Annotated in this window: 23 protein-coding genes; 20 read left to right on the forward strand and 3 right to left on the reverse strand. The window is 65.9% G+C overall.

What is annotated here, in order from left to right; translation table 11 throughout:
• The first annotated feature begins 3 nt into the window (after positions 1–3).
• The 13 genes from nuoH (at position 4) to ACU5AP_RS07145 (ending at position 11,632) form a co-directional block, all read left to right on the forward strand.
• Positions 4–1,080 (forward strand): NADH-quinone oxidoreductase subunit NuoH, encoded by a 1,077-nt coding sequence (nuoH, locus tag ACU5AP_RS07085; protein WP_138141526.1) that lies wholly within the window; start codon positions 4–6, stop codon positions 1,078–1,080.
• Positions 1,080–1,307: a hypothetical protein gene (locus tag ACU5AP_RS07090; protein ID WP_046653601.1), complete on the forward strand. Its 228-nt coding sequence runs from the start codon at positions 1,080–1,082 to the stop codon at positions 1,305–1,307. The genes nuoH and ACU5AP_RS07090 overlap by 1 nt, the downstream gene beginning before the upstream one ends.
• Positions 1,304–1,519, forward strand: coding sequence for a hypothetical protein (locus ACU5AP_RS07095; RefSeq protein WP_040345160.1), 216 nt, complete (start codon positions 1,304–1,306; stop codon positions 1,517–1,519). The genes ACU5AP_RS07090 and ACU5AP_RS07095 overlap by 4 nt, the downstream gene beginning before the upstream one ends.
• Complete coding sequence (gene nuoI / locus ACU5AP_RS07100) at positions 1,519–2,010, forward strand: NADH-quinone oxidoreductase subunit NuoI (RefSeq protein WP_040345161.1); 492 nt, start codon at positions 1,519–1,521, stop codon at positions 2,008–2,010. Before ACU5AP_RS07095 ends, nuoI begins: the two co-directional genes overlap by 1 nt.
• A gap of 113 nt (positions 2,011–2,123) precedes the next feature.
• A complete protein-coding gene (locus ACU5AP_RS07105) occupies positions 2,124–2,750 on the forward strand; it encodes an NADH-quinone oxidoreductase subunit J (RefSeq protein WP_040345165.1) in 627 nt (208 codons plus the stop codon).
• Positions 2,750–3,058, forward strand: a complete 309-nt coding sequence (gene nuoK, locus ACU5AP_RS07110) for an NADH-quinone oxidoreductase subunit NuoK (RefSeq protein WP_003164596.1) — start codon at positions 2,750–2,752, stop codon at positions 3,056–3,058. Before ACU5AP_RS07105 ends, nuoK begins: the two co-directional genes overlap by 1 nt.
• Positions 3,059–3,072: 14 nt before the next feature.
• Entirely contained in the window at positions 3,073–5,124 is a 2,052-nt protein-coding gene (gene nuoL / locus ACU5AP_RS07115; RefSeq protein ID WP_446681023.1) for an NADH-quinone oxidoreductase subunit L, read from the forward strand.
• Between the two features lie 5 nt (positions 5,125–5,129).
• On the forward strand, positions 5,130–6,617 hold the full coding sequence (locus tag ACU5AP_RS07120) for an NADH-quinone oxidoreductase subunit M (protein WP_446680997.1): 1,488 nt from the start codon (positions 5,130–5,132) through the stop codon (positions 6,615–6,617).
• 7 nt (positions 6,618–6,624) lie between these two features.
• The gene (gene nuoN / locus ACU5AP_RS07125) at positions 6,625–8,067 is read left to right on the forward strand and encodes an NADH-quinone oxidoreductase subunit NuoN (protein WP_046653599.1); all 1,443 of its coding nucleotides are present in this window, start codon (positions 6,625–6,627) and stop codon (positions 8,065–8,067) included.
• Between the two features lie 6 nt (positions 8,068–8,073).
• Positions 8,074–8,820 carry a biotin--[acetyl-CoA-carboxylase] ligase gene (locus tag ACU5AP_RS07130; protein WP_128719917.1) on the forward strand — a complete coding sequence of 249 codons (747 nt, stop codon included), beginning with the start codon at positions 8,074–8,076 and terminating at the stop codon, positions 8,818–8,820.
• Positions 8,817–9,611 (forward strand): type III pantothenate kinase, encoded by a 795-nt coding sequence (locus tag ACU5AP_RS07135; protein ID WP_040345174.1) that lies wholly within the window; start codon positions 8,817–8,819, stop codon positions 9,609–9,611. Before ACU5AP_RS07130 ends, ACU5AP_RS07135 begins: the two co-directional genes overlap by 4 nt.
• 6 nt (positions 9,612–9,617) lie before the next feature.
• Positions 9,618–11,294, forward strand: coding sequence for a ribonuclease J (locus ACU5AP_RS07140; protein WP_128719918.1), 1,677 nt, complete (start codon positions 9,618–9,620; stop codon positions 11,292–11,294).
• Positions 11,294–11,632 carry a DUF3088 family protein gene (locus ACU5AP_RS07145; RefSeq protein WP_313427991.1) on the forward strand — a complete coding sequence of 113 codons (339 nt, stop codon included), beginning with the start codon at positions 11,294–11,296 and terminating at the stop codon, positions 11,630–11,632. The genes ACU5AP_RS07140 and ACU5AP_RS07145 overlap by 1 nt, the downstream gene beginning before the upstream one ends.
• Positions 11,633–11,677: 45 nt before the next feature.
• On the opposite strand, the gene ACU5AP_RS07150 is transcribed toward ACU5AP_RS07145, so the two are convergent.
• Positions 11,678–12,037 carry a 5-carboxymethyl-2-hydroxymuconate Delta-isomerase gene (locus ACU5AP_RS07150; protein WP_088411536.1) on the reverse strand — a complete coding sequence of 120 codons (360 nt, stop codon included), beginning with the start codon at positions 12,035–12,037 and terminating at the stop codon, positions 11,678–11,680.
• A gap of 74 nt (positions 12,038–12,111) precedes the next feature.
• Between ACU5AP_RS07150 and ACU5AP_RS07155 the strand changes: the two genes are divergently transcribed.
• Genes ACU5AP_RS07155 through ACU5AP_RS07170 form a run of 4 tightly spaced genes read left to right on the forward strand, consistent with a single transcriptional unit; the run spans position 12,112 to position 15,801 of the window.
• The gene (locus ACU5AP_RS07155; protein WP_046653591.1) at positions 12,112–12,378 is read left to right on the forward strand and encodes a DUF1467 family protein; all 267 of its coding nucleotides are present in this window, start codon (positions 12,112–12,114) and stop codon (positions 12,376–12,378) included.
• A gap of 60 nt (positions 12,379–12,438) precedes the next feature.
• Positions 12,439–13,755 (forward strand): proline--tRNA ligase, encoded by a 1,317-nt coding sequence (gene proS, locus ACU5AP_RS07160; RefSeq protein WP_046653590.1) that lies wholly within the window; start codon positions 12,439–12,441, stop codon positions 13,753–13,755.
• On the forward strand, positions 13,752–15,065 hold the full coding sequence (locus tag ACU5AP_RS07165; RefSeq protein WP_446680998.1) for a lipoprotein-releasing ABC transporter permease subunit: 1,314 nt from the start codon (positions 13,752–13,754) through the stop codon (positions 15,063–15,065). The genes proS and ACU5AP_RS07165 overlap by 4 nt, the downstream gene beginning before the upstream one ends.
• On the forward strand, positions 15,058–15,801 hold the full coding sequence (locus ACU5AP_RS07170; protein ID WP_003164606.1) for an ABC transporter ATP-binding protein: 744 nt from the start codon (positions 15,058–15,060) through the stop codon (positions 15,799–15,801). Before ACU5AP_RS07165 ends, ACU5AP_RS07170 begins: the two co-directional genes overlap by 8 nt.
• On the opposite strand, the gene ACU5AP_RS07175 is transcribed toward ACU5AP_RS07170, so the two are convergent.
• A complete protein-coding gene (locus ACU5AP_RS07175) occupies positions 15,798–16,247 on the reverse strand; it encodes a hypothetical protein (protein ID WP_446680999.1) in 450 nt (149 codons plus the stop codon). The two genes, ACU5AP_RS07170 and ACU5AP_RS07175, sit on opposite strands and share 4 nt — an antisense overlap.
• Before the next feature lie 102 nt (positions 16,248–16,349).
• Between ACU5AP_RS07175 and ACU5AP_RS07180 the strand changes: the two genes are divergently transcribed.
• From ACU5AP_RS07180 to ACU5AP_RS07190, 3 genes are all read left to right on the forward strand, one after another.
• Positions 16,350–17,009 (forward strand): response regulator transcription factor, encoded by a 660-nt coding sequence (locus ACU5AP_RS07180; RefSeq protein ID WP_095046100.1) that lies wholly within the window; start codon positions 16,350–16,352, stop codon positions 17,007–17,009.
• A gap of 232 nt (positions 17,010–17,241) precedes the next feature.
• Positions 17,242–20,697, forward strand: a complete 3,456-nt coding sequence (gene dnaE, locus ACU5AP_RS07185; RefSeq protein ID WP_128719920.1) for a DNA polymerase III subunit alpha — start codon at positions 17,242–17,244, stop codon at positions 20,695–20,697.
• Positions 20,697–21,062 (forward strand): GFA family protein, encoded by a 366-nt coding sequence (locus tag ACU5AP_RS07190; RefSeq protein WP_128719921.1) that lies wholly within the window; start codon positions 20,697–20,699, stop codon positions 21,060–21,062. Before dnaE ends, ACU5AP_RS07190 begins: the two co-directional genes overlap by 1 nt.
• Here ACU5AP_RS07190 and ACU5AP_RS07195 read toward each other — a convergent pair whose 3' ends face one another.
• On the reverse strand, positions 21,063–22,256 hold the full coding sequence (locus ACU5AP_RS07195; protein WP_128719922.1) for a S41 family peptidase: 1,194 nt from the start codon (positions 22,254–22,256) through the stop codon (positions 21,063–21,065). It lies immediately after the preceding gene.
• Between the last annotated feature and the right edge of the window lie 30 nt (positions 22,257–22,286).

Raw genomic sequence — 22,286 nt, forward strand, 5'->3', positions numbered from 1 at the left:
GACATGGACGCTGCGACTTCCTTCTGGGCCACCCCCGTCGGCTGGACCCTCGCCACTCTGGGCGGGATCCTGCTGGTCGTGGTCGGCATTCTGATCTCCCTGGCCTTCCTGCTGCTGGCCGACCGCAAGATCTGGGCGGGCGTTCAGCTGCGCAAGGGTCCGAACGTGGTCGGCCCCTTCGGCCTGCTGCAGTCCTTCGCCGACTTCTTCAAGTTCGTGCTGAAGGAGATCGTCATCCCGGCCGGGTCGGACAAGGTGGTCTTCATCCTGGCCCCGCTGATCAGCTTCGTCCTGGCCTTCATCGCCTGGGCGGTGATCCCGTTCGCGCCGGGCTGGGTGGTGTCGGACCTGAACGTCGGCATCCTGTACATCCTCGCGATCAGCTCGCTGGGCGTCTACGGCATCATCATGGGCGGCTGGGCTTCGAACTCGAAGTATCCGTTCCTGGGCTCGCTGCGTTCGGCGGCGCAGATGGTGTCCTATGAGGTCTCGATGGGCCTCATCATCATCAACGTCATCCTGCTGGCGGGGACGATGAACCTGACCGAGATCGTGACCCAGCAACAGGGTTGGATCTGGAACTGGAACGCCTTCGGCGGCGGCCTCGAGACCCTGCCGACGATCATCGTCATGCTGCCGATGACCATCGTCTTCTTCATCTCGGCCCTGGCCGAGACCAACCGCCCGCCGTTCGACCTGCCCGAAGCGGAATCGGAGCTGGTGGCCGGTTATCAGGTCGAATATTCCTCGACCCCCTACCTGCTGTTCATGATCGGCGAATACGCCAACATCGTCTTCATGTGCGCCATGATCACCCTGCTGTTCTGCGGCGGGTGGAATCCGGGCTTCCCGACCGACTTCCTAAACAGCGTCCCGGCCTTCGTCGCCAACCTGTTCTACCTGGCGGTCTTCGCCATGAAGGTGGTCTTCTGGTTCTTCATGATCGCCCTGGTGAAGGCCTTCGTGCCCCGCTACCGCTATGACCAGCTGATGCGTCTGGGCTGGAAGATCTTCCTGCCGGCCTCGCTGGTCGCCGTGGTCTTCGTGGCGGCGTGGCGCGTGTTCGCGGTGGGCGGCTGATGGGCGGCTACGCCACATTCCTGATCGCGCTGGCGCTCGCCGCCGGCCTGTCGGCCTGCACTTTCAAGCCGATGGATCCGGCTGCGCCCGAGACCGCGTCCGCGCGTCTCGAGCGGCTGGACCGCGAGCGGGGAGAGGAGGCGGACAAGCGCGCCTATTGCCAACGTCTGTCGCGGGACGATCCGCGCTTCAGCAGGGACGGCTGCGAACGCCGGATCGGCGGATGAAGACGAAAGCCGCAGCCCTGATGTTCGCCCTGGCCGCACCCATGCTGGCGTCGGCCTGCGCGCCCTATGAGGCCGACCCGGTGTCGGTCTATCAGTGGGAGCGCAAGGTGCAGGAAATCGAACGGCGCGAGGCGGAACGCCAGCGCCTTTGCCAGACCCTCGACAAGGAAAGCGCCCGCTATGAACGCGAGTGCGCCGGAGTGAAATCGTAATGCTGACCCGTATCGTTCAGGCGGCCAAGGGCGCGATGCTGACCGACGTGTTCGGCGCCGTCGGCCTGTCGATGAAGTACATGATGAAGCCGAAGGCGACGGTGAACTATCCGTTCGAGCGCAACCCGCAGTCGCCGCGCTTCCGTGGCGAACATGCGCTGCGCCGCTATCCGAACGGCGAAGAGCGCTGCATCGCCTGCAAGCTGTGCGAGGCCATCTGCCCCGCCCAGGCCATCACCATCGAGGCCGAACCGCGCGCCGACGGCAGCCGCCGCACGACGCGCTACGACATCGACATGGTCAAATGCATCTACTGCGGCCTGTGCCAGGAGGCCTGCCCGGTGGACGCCATCGTCGAGGGGCCGAACAGCGAGTTCGCCACCGAGACCCGAGAAGAACTGCTCTATGACAAGGCGCGCCTGCTGGACAACGGCGACCGCTGGGAGCGTCTGATCGCGAAGAATCTGGAACTCGACGCTCCGTATCGCTAAACGGAGCGGCGATTCCGCCACGCTGACCCTGACCTTCGGGCCGGGGCCGATTTTGGAAGGGTCCGGGGTTTCCCCTCGGGCCATTGGTTTTGAAGAGGGGCGTCGTCCCGCACATGTTGCAAGGCCTGGCCTTCTATCTTCTGGCGACGGTCGCCGTGGTTTCCGCCCTGCTGGTGGTGACCGCGCGCAATCCCGTGCACTCCGTTCTCTGGCTGATCCTGACCTTCTTCTCGGCGGCCGGTCTGTTCGTTCTGCTGAGCGCCGAGTTCCTGGCGATGCTGCTGGTCGTCGTCTACGTCGGCGCCGTGGCGGTGCTGTTCCTGTTCGTCGTCATGATGCTGGACGTCGACTTCGTGAAGCTGCGCGAAGGATACGCGCGCTACCTGCCGCTGGCGGGCATCGTGGCGGGCGTGCTGCTGGCCGAGATGATCATGGTGTCGATCACCGTCGTTCAGGGCGGGGCCGCCCGCGACGCGACTTCGCCGGTTCCGGCCGGGCCTGACGTCACCAACATCGAGACGATCGGCCGCGTGCTCTACACGGACTACGTCTACTTCTTTCAGGCGGCGGGCGTGGTCCTGCTGATCGCCATGATCGGCGCCATCGTCCTGACCCTGCGCCACCGTCCGGGCGTGCATCGCCAGGATCTGGCGGCTCAGGCCAACCGCGAGCGCGCCAAGGCCGTCGAGATCAAGTCCGTGACCACGGGCCAGGGCGTCACCCCCGAGGAGCTTCTGTAATGGATATCTCGCTCCAGCATTATCTGGCGGTCGCCGCCATGCTGTTCACCATCGGCGTCTTCGGCATCTTCGTGAACCGCAAGAACGTCATCATCATCCTGATGTCGGTCGAGATGATCCTGCTCGCGGTGAACATCAACTTCGTGGCCTTCTCCACGCACCTGAACGACGTGTCGGGTCAGCTGATGGCCATGTTCGTCCTGACCGTCGCCGCGGCCGAGGCCGCCGTCGGCCTGGCCATTCTCGTGACCTTCTTCCGTAACCGCGGCGACATCGCGGTCGACGACGCCTCCGTGATGAAGGGCTGATCGGAACCGTGACTATCCAGACTCTCGTCACTCTCGGCGTCTTCGCCCCCCTGCTGGGGGCCATGATCGCCGGCTTCTTCGGTCGCCGGATCGGCGACGTCGCCTCGCAGGCCGTCACCACCGGCCTGCTGTTCTTCTCGTGCGCGGTCTCCTGGATCGTGTTCAGCCAGTGGACCTGGGGCGGGCTGGAAGCCTTCACCGTGCACCTGGCGCCGTTCATCCATGTCGGCGAGTTCCAGTCGAACTGGTCGATCCGCGTTGACGCCATGTCGGCGGTCATGCTGATCGTGGTGACCTCGGTGTCCTCGCTGGTTCACCTCTATTCCTGGGGCTACATGAAGGAGGACGACAGCCGTCCTCGCTTCTTCGCTTATCTGTCGCTGTTCACCTTCATGATGCTGGCGCTGGTGACGGCGGCCGACTTCCTGCAGATGTTCTTCGGCTGGGAAGGCGTGGGCCTGGCGTCCTATCTGCTGATCGGTTTCTGGTACAAGAAGCCCTCGGCCACCGCTGCCTCCATCAAGGCCTTCGTGGTCAACCGCGTCGGCGACTTCGGCTTCCTGCTCGGCATGATGACCGTGTTCTGGATGTTCGGCACGATCGAGTTCGCCAAGCTGTTCCCGCTGATCGCCGGCAAGGCCGGGACGGGCTGGGAATTCCTGGGCCACACCTGGTCGGCGCTGGATCTGGCCGGTCTGCTGCTGTTCATCGGCGCCATGGGCAAGTCGGCGCAGTTCTTCCTGCACACCTGGCTGCCGGACGCGATGGAAGGCCCGACGCCCGTGTCGGCCCTGATCCACGCGGCCACCATGGTTACGGCCGGCGTCTACATGGTCTGCCTGCTGTCGCCCCTGTATGAGCACGCGCCCGTCGCGTCGCAGTTCATCGCCATCATCGGCGGCGTCACGGCCATCTTCGCCGCGACCGTCGGCATGATGCAGAACGACATCAAGCGGGTGATCGCCTATTCGACCTGTTCGCAGCTGGGCTACATGTTCTTTGCGGCGGGCGTCGGCGCCTATCAGCCCGCCATGTTCCACCTGTTCACGCACGCCTTCTTCAAGGCCCTGCTGTTCCTGGGCGCCGGTTCGGTGATCCACGGCATGCACCACGAGCAGGACATGCGGAAGATGGGCGGCCTGTGGAAGCTGCTGCCCGTCACCTATGCGACCATGATGATCGGCACCATCGCCATCACCGGCCTGGGCATGCCCGGCGTCGGCGGCTTCGCCGGCTTCTACTCCAAGGACTCCATCCTCGAGAGCGCCTATGCGGCGGCGACGACCGGCCACTCGGCCGCGGGCATGTTCGCCTTCGTCATCGGCATCTCGGCGGCCCTGCTGACGGCCTACTATTCGTGGCGTCTGGTGTTCATGACCTTCCACAACAAGCCGGTGTGGAAGGAAGAGGAGGGCGCGCACCATGCGGACGCCCACGCTCATGACGATCATCATGCCCATGACGATCATGCGCACGACGACCATCACCATGGTCCGTTGAAGCCGCATGAGAGCCCCCTGGTCATGGTCGTGCCGCTGCTGGTGCTGTCGATCGGCGCGGTGTTCGCGGGCATGGTCTTCGCTCCGCACTTCATCGGCCATCATGAGGCTGAGTTCTGGCGCGGCGCCATCTTCGTCGGGGCTGAGAACCACGTCCTGCACGAAAGCCACAACGTCCCGACCTGGGTGAAGTGGGCGCCGCTGATCGTGACGCTGCTGGGTACGGCCATCGCCTACTGGCTGTATGTCGTGAAGGAAGGCGCGGCCAAGGAGATGGCCGACCGCAAGGGCCCGCTGTGGACCTTCCTCTACAACAAGTGGTTCTTCGATGAGCTGTACGACGCCGTCTTCGTGAAGGGGACCAAGGCGATCGGCGACTTCTTCTGGAAGATCGGCGACGTGAAGATCATCGACGGTCTGGGCCCGAACGGCGCGGCCTGGGCTTCGCTGAAGTCGGGCGGCTGGTTGTCCCGGTTCCAGTCCGGTTTCGTCTACTTCTATGCATTCGTGATGCTGATCGGCGTGGCTGCGTTCCTTGCCTTCGCCATCTTCACGTGGGGAGCCTGAGCCTCGTGCCTCACATTCTGAGCATCGTCACCTTCCTGCCGCTTCTCGGCGCGGCCGCGATCCTGGTCGCGCGCCTGCTGAACAAGGGCGGTCAGGACGCCGCGGCCCCGGCCGCCCGCTGGATCGCGCTTATCACCACAATGGTGGTGCTGGTCGTGTCCGTCGTGCTGGTCGCGCAGTTCGATCCGTCGAACCCGGCCTATCAGTTCGTCGAGAACTACGCCTGGTTCGCGGGCGCCGGCTATCACCTGGGCGTGGACGGGATTTCGATCCTGTTCGTCCTGCTGACGGCCTTCCTGCTGCCGATCTGCATCGTGGCCAGCTGGAAGTCGATCGAGACGCGCGTCGTCGAATACATGATCGCCTTCCTGATCCTGGAGACCATGGTCATCGGCGTGTTCACCTCGCTGGACCTGTTCCTCTTCTACATCTTCTTCGAAGGCACCCTGGTCCCGATGTATCTGATCATCGGCATCTGGGGCGGCGCCAACCGCATCTACGCGGCGTACAAATTCTTCCTGTACACCCTGCTGGGATCGGTCCTGATGCTGCTGGCCATGCTGTGGATGGCCCACACGACCGGCACCACCAGCATTCCGGAACTGAAGCAGTACGCCTTCGACCCGGCGATGCAGCCTCTGCTGTGGCTGGCCTTCTTCGCCTCCTTCGCGGTGAAGATGCCGATGTGGCCGGTGCACACCTGGCTGCCAGACGCCCACGTTCAGGCGCCCACGGCGGGTTCGGTCATCCTGGCCGGCATCCTGCTGAAGCTGGGCGGCTACGGCTTCATCCTGTTCAATATCCCGATGTTCCCGCTGGCGTCGCAGATGTTCACGCCTCTGGTGCTGACGCTGTCGGTCATCGCCGTGGTCTACACCTCGCTGGTCGCCTTCCGTCAGACGGACATCAAGAAGCTGATCGCCTATTCGTCGGTCGCCCACATGGGCTTCGTGACCATGGGCATCTTCGCGGGCAACGACACGGGCATTCAGGGCGCCGTCTTCCAGATGCTGAGCCACGGCCTGATCTCGGGCGCGCTCTTCCTGTGCGTCGGCGTGGTCTATGACCGGATGCACACCCGTGAGATCGCCTTCTACGGCGGCCTGACGGCGCGGATGCCCTGGTATGCGGCCATCTTCCTGATGTTCACCATGGCCAACGTCGGCCTGCCGGGCACCTCGGGCTTCATCGGCGAAGTGCTGACGATGACGGGCGCCTATCAGGTCTCGACCTGGGCGGCCCTGATCGCGGCCTCGGGCGTGATCTTCTCGGCGGTCTATGCGCTGACGCTGTTCCGCAACGTCATGTACGGCCCGATCACCAATCCGGCGCTGGAAAACATCACCGACATCGACAAGCGCGAACTGTTGATCTTCGTGCCCCTGATCGTCGGCACCATCTGGCTGGGCCTCTATCCCAACGCCGTTCTCGACTACACCGGGCCGACTGTTGAAGCCCTGACCAGCGCCTATCGCGCCGCGATCGGCGGGTGAGACCATAATGCCTGATCTGTCCTCCGCTCTCCAACTCGCCGCCCCGGAGCTGACCCTTGCGGTCGGCGGGCTGGTGCTGCTCATGCTCGGCGCCTTCGCCGGCGAGAAGTCGACGCGCCTGGTCTCGGGCCTGTCGGTGCTGCTGCTGCTGGCGGCGACGGCTCTGGCCGTCGTCGGCCCGCTTGGGTCCGCCTTCAACGGGGCCTATGTGGCCGATCCGCTGGCCGTCTTCGGCAAGGCGGTGATCTTCCTGTCCGCCGCCGTGGCCGTGGTGCTGGGCGACGGCTGGATGCACCGCAACAACATCGCCAAGTTCGAATATCCGATCCTGATCGTGCTGGCCTCGGTCGGCATGGGCATGATGGCGTCGTCGGGCGATCTGATCTCGCTCTACATCGGCATCGAGATGCACTCCCTGGCCCTCTACGTCCTGGCCGCCTATCGCCGCGACGACCTGAAGGCCTCGGAAGCGGGCCTAAAGTATTTCGTCCTGGGCGCCCTGTCGTCGGGGCTGCTGCTGTACGGCGCCAGCCTGATCTACGGTTTCGCCGGTTCGATGCGGTTCGAGGACATCGCCGCCTTCGCCACCGCCAACCCCGGTCCGGGCCTGATCTTCGGCCTGGTCTTCCTGATCTGCGGTCTGGCGTTCAAGGTTTCGGCCGCGCCGTTCCACATGTGGACGCCCGACGTCTACGAAGGCGCCCCGACCCCGGTCGTGGCTCTGTTCTCGACCGCGCCCAAGGTGGCGGCCATGGTGCTGATCATCCGCGTGCTGGTCGAAGGCTTCGGCCTGGCCCATGCGCAGTGGGCCCAGGTGCTGATCCTGATCTCGCTGATCAGCTTCGCCGTCGGCGCCTTCGGCGGCCTGATGCAGAAGGACATCCAGCGCCTGCTGGCCTATTCGTCCATTATCAACATCGGCTACGCCCTGTTGGGCGTGGCGGCGGGCACCCAGGTCGGCGTTCAGGCGACCCTGATGTTCATGACCCTGTATGTCGTGGATCAGATCGGCTTCTTCGCCATCCTGCTGTCGCTGAGCCGTAACGGCCGTCCGATCCGCAAGATCGCCGACCTGGCCGGTCTGAAGAAGGACCGTCCGGTGACGGCCGTCGCCCTGACGATCCTGTCGCTGTCGGCTGTCGGCATTCCGCCGATGTCGGGCTTCTGGGGCAAGTTCTACGTCTTCGGCGCCGCCGCCGATGCGGGTTATTGGATGGCGGGCGCTGCGGGTCTGGTGGCCTCGGTCGTCGCGGCCTTCTACTACCTGCGCATCATCAAGGTGATCTGGTTCGACACGCCTGAGTTCGACGTGACGACGGACAAGGCGCCGGCCGGCGCGCAATGGATCGGCTGGGCGGCTGCGGCCTTCAGCTTCCCCGTGCTGCTGATCGCCCTGACCTGGCTGGAGCCGCTGACGCGCGCGGCGGCCGCGGGCGTCGGGATCGGATAAGGGGCCTTGGCGGCTCCGGTCCTGATCCTCGAAGAGACCGACTCCACCAACGCCGAGGCGCGTCGCCGCGCCGAGGCGGGCGAGGCCGGGCCGCTGTGGATCGCGGCCCGGCGTCAATCCGCCGGGCGGGGCCGTCGCGGCCGCGCCTGGGACAGCCGGGACGGCAATCTGGCCACGACCCTGCTGCTGACGCTGAACCGATCTCCGGCCGAAGCGGCGCAGCTGACTTTCGCCGCCGCGCTGGCGGTGGCCGATCTGCTGGACCGCTATGTTCCGCCCGCGCTGGTCAGCATCAAATGGCCCAATGATGTCCTGCTGGATGGGCGCAAGTCGTCGGGCATCCTGATCGAATCCGGTCCTGCGCCGTCCGGCGGCCTGTGGCTGGCTGTCGGCATCGGCGTGAACCTGTCCCACGCGCCCGAAGGGACCGAGCGCCCGACCACCTGCATCGCCGAGCATCTGCGTCACGACGTGGCCGCCGCGCCGTTGATGGAGGAGGGGGCGAAGGCGCTGGCTGAAACCTTTGACGCCTGGCTGGAACGCTGGACGCAGTTGGGCTTTCAGCCGGTGCTGGACGCCTGGGTCGCGCGCACGCCGGGCCTGTTCGGCCCCTGCACGGCGCGGCTGAGCCATGAGACCCTGAGCGGGATCGCCGACGGCGTCGAGGCCGACGGCGCCCTGCGCCTGAAACTGCCGGACGGAAGCCTGCGGGTCATCTCCGCCGGCGACGTCTTCTTCGGAGAGGCCGCCTGATGCTGCTGGCGATCGAGCAAGGCAACACCAACACCCTGTTCGCCGTTCACGATGGCGAAGAGTGGATCTTCCAGTGGCGCACCGCCACCGATCCCATGCGCACGGCCGACGAATACGCCGTCTGGCTGCACCAGCTGTTCGAGATGCGCGGCCAGGGCCAGACCATGGCCGACATGGACGGCTGCATCATCTCCAGCGTGGTGCCGCAGTCGATCTTCAACCTGCGCAATCTGGCGCGGCGCTATCTGAACGTCGAACCCCTGGTGATCGGCGAGAACGTCGAACTGGGCATCGAGGTGCGCATCCATAAGCCCAGCGAGGCCGGGGCCGACCGTCTGGTCAACGCTATCGGCGCGCTTCAGGTCTATGAGGGCGACCTGTTGCTGATCGACAGCGGCACGGCCACGACCTTCGACGTCGTGTCCGGCGCGAACGGGCAGGGGGCGGGGGCCTTTGAAGGCGGGCTGATCGCGCCCGGCATCAACCTGTCGCTTCAGGCCCTGCACGAGGCGGCGGCCAAGCTGCCGCGCATCGCTATCCAGCGCCCCGACACCGTGATCGGGCGCGACACCGTCACCTCCATGCAATCGGGCGTCTTCTGGGGCTATATCGCCCTGATCGAAGGGCTGGTGGACCGCATTAAGGCCGAGTGGGGCAAGCCCATGACGGTCATCGGCACCGGCGGCGTCGCCTCCCTGTTCGAGGGCGCAACCGACTCTATCGACCGGTTTGATCCGGACCTGACCATCCGCGGCCTACTCGAAATCTGGCGGCGGAACTCCCATCTGTAAGGCCGCATGACTAAGAAAACTCAAAACGACGAACTCGTCTTCCTGCCGCTGGGCGGCTCGAACGAGGTCGGCATGAACCTGAACGCCTATGGTTTCGGCCCGGCGCATGACCGCAAATGGATCATCGTCGATGTCGGCGTGACCTTCGGCGACCAGTCCACGCCCGGCGTGGACGTCATCGTGCCCGATCCGACCTTCCTCGAAGGTGAGAACATCCTGGGCATCGTGCTGACGCACGCGCACGAGGATCACATCGGCGCCCTGGGCTGGCTGTGGCCGCGCATCCAGGCGCCGCTGTACGCCACGCCCTTCACCGCCTTCCTGATCCGCGAAAAGCTGCGCGACGCCGGCATCTATGAAGATGTCGAGCTGCACGAGGCGCCGCTGGGTTCGACGGTGAACCTGGGCCCGTTCGAGGTGACTTACGTCACCATCACCCACTCGATCGCCGAACCGAACGGCCTTGCCATCAAGACGCCGCTGGGCACGGTGCTGCATACCGGCGACTGGAAGATCGACAACGATCCGGTCGTGGGCGAGCGCACCGACGTCGACTTCATCCAGAAGCTGGGCGACGAGGGCGTCCTGGCCATGGTGTGCGACTCCACCAACGTCTTCGTGGACGGCGTCGCCGGGTCCGAGGGCGATGTGAAGGTCAAGCTGGCCGAGCTGATTCAGGGCCTGAAGGGCCGGGTCGCCGTGGGCTGCTTCGCCTCCAACGTCGCGCGGATGCATAGCGTCATCAGCGCCGCTGAGGCCGCCGGGCGTCGCGTGGCTCTGGCCGGGCGCTCGATGCACCGCATCACCGCTGCCGCCAAGTCGGTCGGCATGTTGAACGACATCAAGCCCTTCCTGTCCGAACAGGAGGCCAAGGTCTGGCCGGCGGACGAGATTCTGTACCTGTGCACCGGCAGCCAGGGCGAGGCGCGCGCGGCCCTGTCTCGCGTGGCCGAAGGGACGCATCCCTTCATCAAGCTGGGCGAGGGGGATCACTGCATCTTCTCGTCGCGCGTCATCCCCGGCAACGAACTGTCCATCGGCCGTCTGCAGGATAAGATGGCCGAGCGCGGAATCCGCATCTACACCGAGAAGGATCACCCCGGCATCCACGTCTCGGGCCACCCGTGCCGTGACGAACTGCGCCAGATGTATCAGTGGGCGCGACCGCAGATCGCCGTGCCGACTCACGGCATGCGCCGCCACCTGATCGAGCACGGCAATCTGGCCAAGGACATGCAGGTGCCCGAGACGGTGACGCCGCGCAACGGCGACATGGTGCGCCTAGCGCCCGGACCCGCCGCCATCATCGACGAAGTGCCTTCGGGCCGTCTGTTCGTCGACGGAGGCATGCTGGTGGAAGAGGCCGGCGAGGCCCTGCGCGAGCGTAAGCACGCCGCCAGCAACGGCATCCTGATCGTCAGCTTCGCCCTGGATCGTCGCGGCCGCATCGCCAGCGACATCGACGTGCGCGGCATCGGCCTGCCGGGCGACGCCGACCGTCCGCTGGGCGATGTGCTGGACGACATGGCCGAGCGCGTCGAGAACACTGTGCGCGGCCTGAAGGGCGAGGCGCTGGAGGACGAAGCCGTCATCGAACAGGCCGTCAGCCGGACTCTGAAGAAGGCCAGCCAGCAGATCTGGGATCGTCGTCCGATCGTGGAAACCGTGGTGCTGAGGCTCTGATGGCGGATCGTCTTTATCTTCTGAACGCCGACTGGTTCGACGATCAGGGCGGGCCGTGGTTCTGCCCGCCCGGCGCGCGGATCGAGGGCGTATTGGGCCTGTATCCGCGCCTGCGCGAGCATCTGACGGTGACCCATCTGGATCACCCGCGCCCGCGCTCGGGCGTGATCGCCGAGGTAGGGGAGGCGAACCAGAGCTGCCCCCTGTTGGTGCTGGACGGCGAGTTCGACTGGCCCGACGCCCAGGTCAGCGCAGAGACCGGCGCGCGCTTCCTGCAGGATGACGACATCCTGCCGTACTGGGCTGCGCGCTACGGGATTGGGCGACCGCACCCGTAAGCGCGCGTGGCTTCTCCCTCCCCACGAAAAGGGGAGGGATAGTCATCAGCTTTCGAGCGTCGCCTTCCGATAGTCGTCGCGCTCCACCTGTCCGACCTCGACCGAGATCTGGCGGGGGCCGTCGTAGGGCGCGACGCCGGCCAGCAGGGCCGCCAGCACCGCTTCGCCCAGAGCGGTTCTCTGCTCCTGGGTGCGGCCGCTGAGAATGCGTAGGTCGCAGTGGACCATGGCTTGATCCGGGTCTCCGTCGGCGATGATCAGGCGGTCGCAGCGTACGATGCGCGTCTTGCACGCGGGAAGGCCGGCGCCGATCATCTCGACACAGAGGCGATGAATCTCCAGCGCCAGGGCGCGCCAGTCGGTCGCGTCGAAATGGGTGGAGTGTTCCAGCGTAATCTGTGGCATTCAGGGCGTCCTTGTTGCGGAGCCTCTCCTTATCGCGCCGCGACGATGATTGCGATGAACGGACTTTAGAGACGATGCCCCTTGGCCCTTTCACCCTGGTCGCCACCTTTCTGACGGTGTGGTGGATCGTGCTGTTCGCGATTCTGCCGCTAGGGATGTCGGACCAGATCAAGGATCCGCCGACGGACGGCGCCCAGTGGGGCGCGCCGAAGAACCCGAACCTCAAGAAGAAGTTCATCACCACGACCTGGGTGTCGATCATCGTCTGGCTCATCATCGTCGCCATCGTCTGGATCGGCTGGACCCCCGTGCCCGATATCACCCACGCGAACGCGCTCTAGCTTTCGCCCCCTTCGCCCGGTTAAACGTCGGGCCTGACTGAATTTGCCGAGAATCCTCCCATGCGCCTGTCGCGCTACTTCCTGCCGATCCTGAAAGAAGCCCCCTCCGACGCCCAGATCGTGTCGCATCAGCTGATGCTGCGCGCGGGCATGATCAAGCAGGAGGCCGCCGGCATCTACGCCTGGCTGCCATTGGGCCTGCGGGTGCTGCGCAAGATTGAAGGCATCGTCCGCGACGAGCAGGTCAAGGCCGGCGCCGTCGAACTGCTGATGCCGACGCTGCAACTGGCGGACCTGTGGCGCGAGAGCGGCCGCTACGACGCCTATGGCCCGGAGATGCTGCGCATCACCGACCGTCATGAGCGCGAACTGCTGTACGGGCCGACCAATGAGGAAATGGTCACGGATATCTTCCGGGCCTATGTGAAGTCGTACAAGGCCCTGCCGCTGAACCTCTTCCACATCCAGTGGAAGTTCCGCGACGAGCGCCGTCCGCGCTTCGGCGTCATGCGCGGCCGCGAGTTCCTGATGAAGGACGCCTATTCCTTCGACCTGGACGAGGCCTCGGCTCGCATCGCCTACAAGCGGATGTTCGCCGCCTATCTGAACACCTTCGCCCGCCTGGGCTTGAAGGCGGTGCCGATGCGCGCCGACACCGGCCCGATCGGCGGTGATCTGAGCCACGAGTTCATCGTCCTGGCTGAGACCGGCGAGAGCGAGGTCTTCTGCGACCGCAAGCTGGTCGAGATGGCCGCGCCCGGCCACAACCTCAGCGTCGAGCAACTGGAGAGCGTGTTCAACGAGCGCACGGCCCTCTACGCCGCGACCGAGGAAATGCACGACGCCGCCCAGTTCGAGACCCAGACCGCCGAGGGCGACCGCCTGTCGGCGCGCGGCATCGAGGTCGGCCACATCTTCTACTTCGGCACCAAATACTCGGCCGCCATGAAGGCCAAGGTCGCCGGGCCGAACGGCCAGGACACCGAGGTCCACATGGGCAGCTACGGCGTCGGCGTGTCGCGCCTGCTGGGCGCCATCATCGAGGCCAGCCATGACGAGGGCGGCATCATCTGGCCGGACTCGGTCGCGCCGTTCGACGTGGTGGTGATCAACCTGCGCGCCAGCGACGAGGCCGTCTCGGCCGCCTGTGAAGACGCCGTGGCCAAGCTGGAAGCTCTCGGCAAGGACGTCCTCTACGACGACACGGACGAGCGTCCAGGCGGCAAGTTCGCCACCGCCGACCTGATCGGCGTGCCGTGGCAGCTGACCATCGGGCCCAAGGGCCTGGCCGACGGCGTGGTCGAACTGAAGCGCCGCGCCACCGGCGAGAAGCAGAGCCTGTCGCTGGACGCCGCCCTGGAGCTGCTCACGAAATGACCGACGCCGCGACGGCTTCCGCTCCGCCGCCCGCATCCAAAGGGTCAGGCCCGTTCTCCAGCTGGGAGATCGGGCTGGCGCTCCGCTATCTGCGCGCCAAGCGCAAGCAGGGCGGGGTAGCGCTGATCGCCATGATCAGCTTCATCGGCATCATGCTGGCCGTCGCGGTGCTGATCAGCGTGATGAGCATCATGGCGGGCTTCCGCGGCACGCTGATGGACCGGATCCTGTCGTTCAACGGTCATATGTATGTGCAGGGGCCGGTGCTCTATGCGCCCGATCGCGACGCCGCGCTGAAGCGGATCGCCGACGTGCCGGGCGTGGTGGCGGTGACGCCCCTGATCGAAAGCCCGGCCATGTTCCGCGCGGGCGGGGCGGCCACGGGCGGTGTCGTGCGCGGCGTGCGGCCGCAGGATCTGGCCTCGACGAAGTTCGTCTATGACAGCCTGACCCCCGAGGCGCGCGAGCATTTCGGCAAGGGTCAGTACGGCGGCGATCACGTCCTGATCGGCAAGAGCCTCGCCGAGCAGATGGGCCTGCGTGAAGGCGATCCCATTTCCCTCTATTCTCCGACTGGAGCCGACAGCGCATTCGGCAATCTGGGCGGGCTGGAGAAGACCTATATCGTCGGCGGAATCTATACGTCGGGCGCGGCGGACTATGATCGCGCCTTCATCTTCATGCCGCTGGAGCAGGCGCAACTGTTCTTCGGCAAGGACGGCGTCTGGGACGTCATCGAGATGAAGGTGTCGGAACCGGATCTGGTCGAGAATCTGCTGACGCCGGTTCAGCGCGCGGCCGGACCGGGCAGCGTCGTCACCGACTGGCGCAACCGCCAAGCCGCCATCTGGGGCGCGCTGAAGGTCGAGCGCGTGGCCATGAGCATCATCCTGGGCATGGTGGTCGCCATCGCCGCCATGAACATCATCAGCGGCATCGTCATGCTGGTGAAGAACAAGACGCGCGACATCGCCATCCTGCGCACCGTCGGCGCCAGCCAGTCATCCATCCTGCGCATCTTCTTCATGTCGGGCGCGGCCATCGGCATCGGCGGCACCATCGCGGGCCTAGTTCTGGGCCTGCTGTTCTGCTGGAACATCGGCGCGATCCAGCATTTCCTCGAGGGCCTGCTGGGCGTCCAGCTGTTCAACGCCGAGGTCTATATGCTGGATTCTGTTCCGGCCAAGGTGGACCCGTGGGACGTGACCTGGGTCGCGGTCTTCTCCTTCTTCATGAGCTGCCTGGCCAGCCTGCCGCCGTCGTGGAACGCGTCGCGCATCGATCCGGTGGAGGCCCTGCGCTTTGAATAAGCTGCTGAAGAAGAAGCCCGCCGTCGCGACGGAAGCGAACGGCGCCATCCTGTCGCTGCGCGGTGTGACGCGCACCTATCCGACGGCCCAGGGCGGGCTGACGGTGCTGAAGGGCGTCGACCTGGAGGTCATGCCAGGCGAGGTCGTCGGCCTGATCGGTCCGTCCGGCTCGGGAAAGTCCAGCCTGCTGCACGCGGCGGGCCTGCTGGAGCGGCCGACCAGCGGCCAGGTGCTGATCGACGGCGAGGACGTCGGCGGTCTGGACGAACGCGCGCGCACGCGCCTGCGTCTGCACCGCATCGGCTTCGTCTATCAGTTCCACCACTTGCTGCCGGAGTTCGACGCTCTGGACAATGTAGCCCTGCCCATGCGGATCGCAGGCGTGCGGGAAGGAGAGGCGCGTCGTCGCGCGACTGAAACCCTGACCTCGCTGGGTCTTGGACAGCGGGTCACGCACCAACCCGCGCAACTGTCTGGGGGCGAGCAACAGCGTGTCGCCATCGCGCGCGCCCTGGCCAACAGCCCGCGTTTGCTGTTGGCCGACGAACCGACCGGCAACCTGGACCCCGTCACCAGCCAGGCGGTGTTCGAGGCCCTGCGCGAACTGGCCAAGACCACGGGCGTCGCCGCCCTGATCGCCACGCACAACATGGAGCTGGCCGGTCACATGGACCGCGTCTTCGCCTTGAAGGACGGCCACCTGGAGCAGCGCGCGGCCGAAAGCCACGCCTACTAGGAGGCGATGAGCCGCGTCGTCGCCTGCAGCGGCGTGCGATAGGGCATCATGGCCCAGTGCAGCGCAGCCGCGCCTAGCAGCGGCGGGATGTCGGCATATCGGGGATGACCCGGGTCGATCGCGCGTTGCAGGACCGCTGTCTCATCCGGTCTGAGCAGTGGGTGAGACAGCGCCAGGACACGGTGGATGCGAAATTGCACCGTCTGTCGCCAGGCCTGCATCGGCGCTGTTTCACAGGGACTGGCGCCGAGCAGCTGAAGGAAGCCGTCAAGAGCGCCGGGCGATCCTTCCATGGCGTAGATGATGACATCGTCTACGCTTGCCGCCACGCCGGCGAGGCCCAGTGACCGGGCTTGGTCGCGCCGCATGTCGATCAGGGCCGGCCACCGTGCGCTTTGCGCGAATCCTGACGGAGACCGGGTCAGGAATACGGCGCTTTGCAACACAGCCAGCCTCCATGTTCGCCTCAGCGTAACCGAAATATCGTTCTGCGTATGCCCGGACGGGATCAACTGCGTGGGACTACGAGGTTTTTCCCGCGTCAGGCCTTGCGTAGTTTCAACGACATGATGCGTGATGGCGTGGACGGCGGTCGACATGGGCAGGATGCAGATAGGATTGGGCGCGCCATCGGTGAAATCGCCATCATTGACGATGATCGGGCGCTGCTGGAGCTGACCCTTCTGGCGGTGCGCGACGCGGGGTTCTCCGCCGTCGGTTTCCACGACCCGCTCGACGCGCTGATGTGGGCGTCAGACGCGGATTCGACCTGCCTCGTCGCTGATCTGAAGATGCCGGGCGTCGAGGGGCTGGATCTCGTGGCCGCCTTCTGCGCCCTGAACCGCCACGCCGTCATCGTCGTCAGCGCCTTCGTCGACGTGCGGACGACGGTCGACGCCATGCGCCTGGGCGTGGATGATGTTCTGCCCAAGCCCGTCACAATCGATGAACTGGTGCGCGCCCTGCGTCGGGGCGCAGAGGCCCTCGCGTCCGCCCCGGCCCGTGAAGAGCTGACCTTCACCCGCCGCGAGCGACAGGTGGCCGAAATGCTGGTCGAGGGTCTGACCACCAAACAGATCGCCCAGAACCTGGAACTGAGCCCGCGCACGGTGGAGTTCTTCCGTGCAAGCCTGCTGCGCAAGACTCAGTCCCCGAACTCGGCGGCTCTAGCCTCGGCGCTGACCCGGCTCGGCTTCCTCGCGAATTGAGGTTGACGAGAACAAAGAGGCAACTTAGAACAAATGAGCAACATTTGATCTGGGGATAAATCCGATGACGCGTTGGGTGAGGGATCTGCTGTCGCTTGCGTCCTGCGGCGGCTTCGTCTGGATGGTCTGGCAGGCGGCCTTTCTGGTGACATGACCGCGCCCACTGAGGCGCGACTCCCTGCATGATGACGATGCGCCCGTATGATCGGGCGCTGCGATGCGGAGTTTTCGATTGGCGGATGCGGTGAACAGTCAGGGCTTTGTCCACCTGCGGGTCCGCAGCGCCTATTCGCTGCTGGAAGGCGCCATCAAGGCCGGCAAGATCGGCAAGATGGCCGCCGATGCCGGAATGCCGGCCGTGGCCGTGGCTGACCGCGCCAACCTGTTCGGGGCCCTTGAGTTCAGCCAGACGACCAAGGATGCGGGCGTCCAGCCTATCGTCGCCTGCGCCTTGCCGGTGCTCGATATCGGCGGGCAGGTCGCCCAACGCTGGGCCAAGACGCCGACGGTCGTGCTGATCGCCCAGAACGAGCAGGGGTGGCTCAACCTGTGCGCCCTGTCGTCCGCCGCCTATCTGGACGCGGGCGAAATGGCCGAGCCGGGCGTGCCCTGGGGGCAGGTTGTGGATAAGTCCGAGGGGCTGATCCTGCTGTCCGGCGGGCCGGACGGCCCTATTGATCCTCTGTTCGTGCAGAAGAAGCCGGCCGAGGCCGCCGAAGCCCTGGCGGAGATGAAGCGGGTGTTCGGCGACCGCTTCTATGTCGAACTGCAACGCCACGGACTGTCCAGCGAGACGTTGGCCGAGGGCGGGCTGGTTGAATGGGCCTACGCCAATGACACGCCGCTGGTCGCGACCAATGACGTCTATTACGCCAAGGCGGCCCAGGCGAAGTCGCATGACGCCTTGCTGTGCATTTCCGACGGCGCCTTCACGGGTCAGGAGGATCGCCGTCGCGTCACCGGCGAGCACTGGTTCAAGTCGGCCGAGGCGATGCGCGAACTGTTCGCCGATCTGCCGGAGGCCTGCGACAACACCATTCAGATCGCGCGCCGCTGCGCCTTCCTGGTCAAGACGCACAAGCCGATCTTGCCGCGCTTCGACACCGGCGCAGGTCGTTCGGAAGACGACGAACTGGCGCACCAGGCGCGCGAAGGCCTGAAGGCGCGGCTGGAGAAGAACCAGGCCTATGCGCCCGAGGAAGACTACTGGTCCCGCCTGGAATGGGAGGTCGGGATCATCCAGCAGATGGGGTTCCCCGGCTACTTCCTGATCGTGGCGGACTTCATCAAATGGGCCAAGCTGCATGACATCCCGGTGGGGCCGGGGCGGGGCTCGGGCGCCGGGTCGTTGGTCGCCTGGTCGCTGACCATCACCGACCTGGACCCTCTGCGGTTCGGCCTGCTGTTCGAGCGCTTCCTCAACCCCGAACGGGTCTCCATGCCCGACTTCGACATCGACTTCTGTCAGGAGCGGCGCGAAGAGGTCATCGACTACGTTCAGGACCACTACGGCAAGGACCGGGTGGCTCAGATCATCACTTTCGGCACCCTGCAGGCGCGCGCCGTGCTGCGCGACGTGGGGCGCGTGCTGCAGATGCCGCTGGGCCAGGTGGACCGCCTAGCCAAGATGGTTCCGGCCAACCCCGCGAACCCCGTGACCCTGGCCCAGGCCATCGACCTGGAGCCGCGCCTGCGCGAGGCGCGTGACGCCGAGCCTGCCGTCAAGGCGCTGCTGGAGACGGCGCTTGAGCTGGAAGGCCTCTACCGCAACGCCTCGACCCACGCGGCGGGCATCGTCATCGGCGATCGGCCGCTGACGGAACTGGTGCCGCTGTATCAGGATCCGCGCTCCACCATCCCGGCCAGCCAGTTCAACATGAAGTGGGTCGAGCCGGCGGGCCTGGTGAAGTTCGACTTCCTGGGCCTGAAGACGCTGACGGTGCTGGACCGCGCCAAGAGCTATCTGGAACGGCGCGGTGCGGCTCAGGATTGGGGTCTGCTGCCGCTGGATGATCCCAAGACCTATGAGCTCATGGCCTCGGGGCAGACGGTCGGGGTGTTCCAGCTGGAATCCCAGGGCATGCGCGACACCCTGCGCAAGATGCGCTGCGGCTCGATCGAAGAGATCACCGCCCTGATCTCCCTCTACCGGCCGGGGCCGATGGAGATGATCGACACCTACATCGACCGGAAGTTCGGCCGAGCGGAGGTCGACTACCTGCACCCCAGCCTGAAGGAGGTGCTGACCGAGACCTACGGCGTCATCATCTACCAGGAACAGGTGATGAAGATCGCCCAGATCCTGGCGGGCTACAGCCTGGGCGAGGCCGACCTGTTGCGTCGCGCCATGGGCAAGAAGAAGAAGGAGGAGATGGACTTCCAGCGCCTTCGCTTCGTCAAGGGCGCGTCCGAGAAGGGGGTTCCGGAGGCCCAGTCAGGCTCCATCTTCGACCTGGTGGCCAAGTTCGCGGGCTATGGCTTCAACAAGTCGCACGCGGCGGCCTATGCGCTGATCTCGTTCCAGACGGGCTGGCTGAAGGCCAATCACCCGGTCGAGTTCTTTGCGGCGTCGATGAGCCTCGATTTGTCGAATACCGACAAGCTGGCGGTCTTCTATCAGGACTGCCGCCGGTTCGAGGTTCCAGTCCTGGTGCCCGACATCAACCGTTCGTCCGCCGACTTCGACGTGTCGTGGAAGGACGGGCAGGGCAGCGTGCTCTATGCGCTGGGCGCCATCCGCAACGTGGGCCTTGAGGCGATGAAGCACGTCATTGAGGTGCGCGAGACAGGCGGGCCGTTCACCGACATCTTCGATTTCCTAGAACGGGTCGACCCCAAGGCGGTGAACAAGCGGGCGCTGGAAGGTTTGGCGAGAGCTGGTGCCTTCGACAGCATCCATCCGAACCGCCGTCAGCTGTTCGAGCAGGCCGATGTGCTGATGGCCTATTGCCAGAGCGTGGCCGCCGAGCGCGCTTCGTCCCAGGTGAGCCTATTCGGCGCCGATCAGGCCGCCGCGGCGCGGCCGCGCCTGAAGAGCATGGAGCCGTGGGCTGGCCCCGACAAACTGGATCAGGAGCTTTACGCCGTCGGCTTCTACCTGTCTGGGCATCCGCTCGAGGAACTGACGCCGGCCCTGAAACGCAAGCGCGTGACCTTCGTGGCCGAGGCGCAAGGCTTGGCTGAGGCGGGGCATGAAGCCTTCCAGATGGCTGGGGTGGTGCGTCGTCGTCAGGAGCGGGCCAGCGCTCGCACCGGCGAGAAATTCGCCTTCGTCACCTTTTCGGACCCGACGGGCGAGTTCGAATGCCTGTTCCCGCCCGAACAGCTTCGGCGGTGCCGCGAGGTTCTGGAGGTCGGGACGTCGGTTCTGGTCAAGGTTCGGGCCAAGGCGGCGGATGGCGAGGTGCGCTTCTTCGGCGATGACGCCAGCCGCATGGACGTGCTGCTGGACGACGCCCAGATCGGGCTGCGCGTCATCCTGTCGGCGCAATCCGCGGACGCCGAGGCGCTGAAGGCGCGGCTGGACCGGGCGCGAGCGCAGGGCAAGGGCGGCGAGGTCTGGCTGCAGGCGACGCTGGGCGGCCGCACCGAGGTCGAGATCAAGCTGCCGGGACGATACCGACTGGACGCGGCGCTGCGCGGCGCGCTGAAGTCGGCGCCGGGGGTGGTGATGCTGGAGGACGCCTGATGAGCGAGACGAGCGCGAAGACCCATGCCGGGTCGTGCCACTGCGGCGCGGTGGCCTATGAGGTGGATGTCGGGCTGGACGGTCTGATGGAATGCAACTGCTCCCATTGCTATCGCAAGGGATTCGTTCTGGCCTTTGCGCCCCGCTCGGCCTTTCGCCTGACGAAGGGGGAGGGCGAGACGACGTCCTACTTCTTCAATCAGCACAAGATCGAGCATCGTTTCTGCAAGACCTGTGGCGTGCAGCCGTTCGGTTACGGCGCGGCGCCCGACGGCAGCGAGGTTGCGGCGATCAACATCCGCACCCTGACCGACGTGGAGCCGTGGGACTGGACCGCACAGCGCGTGGACGGACGCAATTTCTGATCAATCCGGCTGAGGCTTGAACTGTTCGCGCGGAGTTCCGTCGACGGCGTAGAGTCGTTCGACGGGGATTTTGATGACCAGTCCGCTGTTCGGAAGGCGCAGGTCGTAGATGGCGCCGAGCAGGCCCGCCATCGGGCGGCCGGCGACATGCGCGCCCTGGGCGTGGAGGCCGATGGCCAGGCCTTCGCCCATGCTGCCGGTCCAGCGCCCGACGCGGACGATGACAGGGCCGCTATGGCGTTTGTCTGGGCGCGGCAGGACTTGTTCGATCCAGCGCCGCTCGATCCCGGTTTCGCGCGCTTCGGCGGGCAGGCTGTGGATCTGGTAGGCGGACGGCGCATCGACGAACCATCCCATGATGGCGCGGGCGACGACGGTGTTGCCGCCGCTGGGCGTCTCCGTCAGGTCGAGGACGAGGGTTTGACCGGGCAGCGCCGTCGTCATCGCCTGGTCGAAGGCGGCGATGGTCGCGCGGTCGCCGAGCGCGTCATTGATGCGGATGACCAGGGCGCCGTCGACCTGTCGGCTTTCCACCGGGGGGCGGTCGCGCCGCATCGTGTAGAGATTAGGCAGGATCAGGCGACGCCGAGACCCGTCGGGGGTCTCGATCATCAGGTCGCGAGGGCGGTCGCGTCGCCCGGCGACCAGGACGCGGGCGGCATAGGCGGCGCGCTCGCCTTCGGACGTCAGGCCGATCTCGCTCCAGAAGGCGGCGACGGCGTCGTCGATGGGCTGATCGCCGACGGCCAGCAAGCGGCTGCCGGGGCGAATGCCGGCTTCGGCCGCAGGCGATCCGTCGCGGACGTCGGTGATGATCCAGTGCGGTGCGACTCGCTCGATCCAGAGATCCGAATAGCTGGGAACCACGGCCCAGCTGTCGGCGAAGGACGAGCCGGTGATGGCGTGATGGTCGGCCAGCGCCGTGAGGGCGTTCTCGGCGTACTTCAGCAGAGAGGCGGCGTCATGCACCGCCTCGCCCTGGGCCGTCAGCTGCAGTGACGAAGGAAACCGGCCGCCTGGCAGGCGCTCCGGATAGGCGTACTGGGCTTCGATCAGCCCAGGCAGGGCCAGCGCATCCTTTCTATAGGCCTCTGCGGAAACCGGCGCAGGCGTCTGGGCCCTGGCGAACGGAGCCGGAGCGGCGGCGAGCGGCGCGAAAGCCAGGGCGGACAGCAGGCGAAGGGAAGGAGGCATGGCGTCATCTGGCCGTGGCCGCCTGAAGGC

The sequence above is a fragment of the Brevundimonas sp. RM1 genome, from assembly GCF_052907225.1.

Bases quoted from the DNA above. Each gene is read 5' to 3' on its own strand.
- ACU5AP_RS07165 (WP_446680998.1), top strand. From the start codon at position 13,752: ATGACCGACGCCGCGACGGCTTCCGCTCCGCCGCCCGCATCCAAAGGG.
- proS (WP_046653590.1), top strand. From the start codon at position 12,439: ATGCGCCTGTCGCGCTACTTCCTGCCGATCCTGAAAGAAGCCCCCTCC.
- nuoH (WP_138141526.1), top strand. From the start codon at position 4: ATGGACGCTGCGACTTCCTTCTGGGCCACCCCCGTCGGCTGGACCCTC.
- ACU5AP_RS07190 (WP_128719921.1), top strand. From the start codon at position 20,697: ATGAGCGAGACGAGCGCGAAGACCCATGCCGGGTCGTGCCACTGCGGC.
- nuoK (WP_003164596.1), top strand. From the start codon at position 2,750: ATGGATATCTCGCTCCAGCATTATCTGGCGGTCGCCGCCATGCTGTTC.
- ACU5AP_RS07140 (WP_128719918.1), top strand. From the start codon at position 9,618: ATGACTAAGAAAACTCAAAACGACGAACTCGTCTTCCTGCCGCTGGGC.
- ACU5AP_RS07095 (WP_040345160.1), top strand. From the start codon at position 1,304: ATGAAGACGAAAGCCGCAGCCCTGATGTTCGCCCTGGCCGCACCCATG.
- ACU5AP_RS07195 (WP_128719922.1), bottom strand. From the start codon at position 22,256: ATGCCTCCTTCCCTTCGCCTGCTGTCCGCCCTGGCTTTCGCGCCGCTC.
- ACU5AP_RS07105 (WP_040345165.1), top strand. From the start codon at position 2,124: ATGTTGCAAGGCCTGGCCTTCTATCTTCTGGCGACGGTCGCCGTGGTT.
- nuoI (WP_040345161.1), top strand. From the start codon at position 1,519: ATGCTGACCCGTATCGTTCAGGCGGCCAAGGGCGCGATGCTGACCGAC.
- ACU5AP_RS07155 (WP_046653591.1), top strand. From the start codon at position 12,112: ATGCCCCTTGGCCCTTTCACCCTGGTCGCCACCTTTCTGACGGTGTGG.
- nuoN (WP_046653599.1), top strand. From the start codon at position 6,625: ATGCCTGATCTGTCCTCCGCTCTCCAACTCGCCGCCCCGGAGCTGACC.
- ACU5AP_RS07090 (WP_046653601.1), top strand. From the start codon at position 1,080: ATGGGCGGCTACGCCACATTCCTGATCGCGCTGGCGCTCGCCGCCGGC.
- ACU5AP_RS07145 (WP_313427991.1), top strand. From the start codon at position 11,294: ATGGCGGATCGTCTTTATCTTCTGAACGCCGACTGGTTCGACGATCAG.
- ACU5AP_RS07150 (WP_088411536.1), bottom strand. From the start codon at position 12,037: ATGCCACAGATTACGCTGGAACACTCCACCCATTTCGACGCGACCGAC.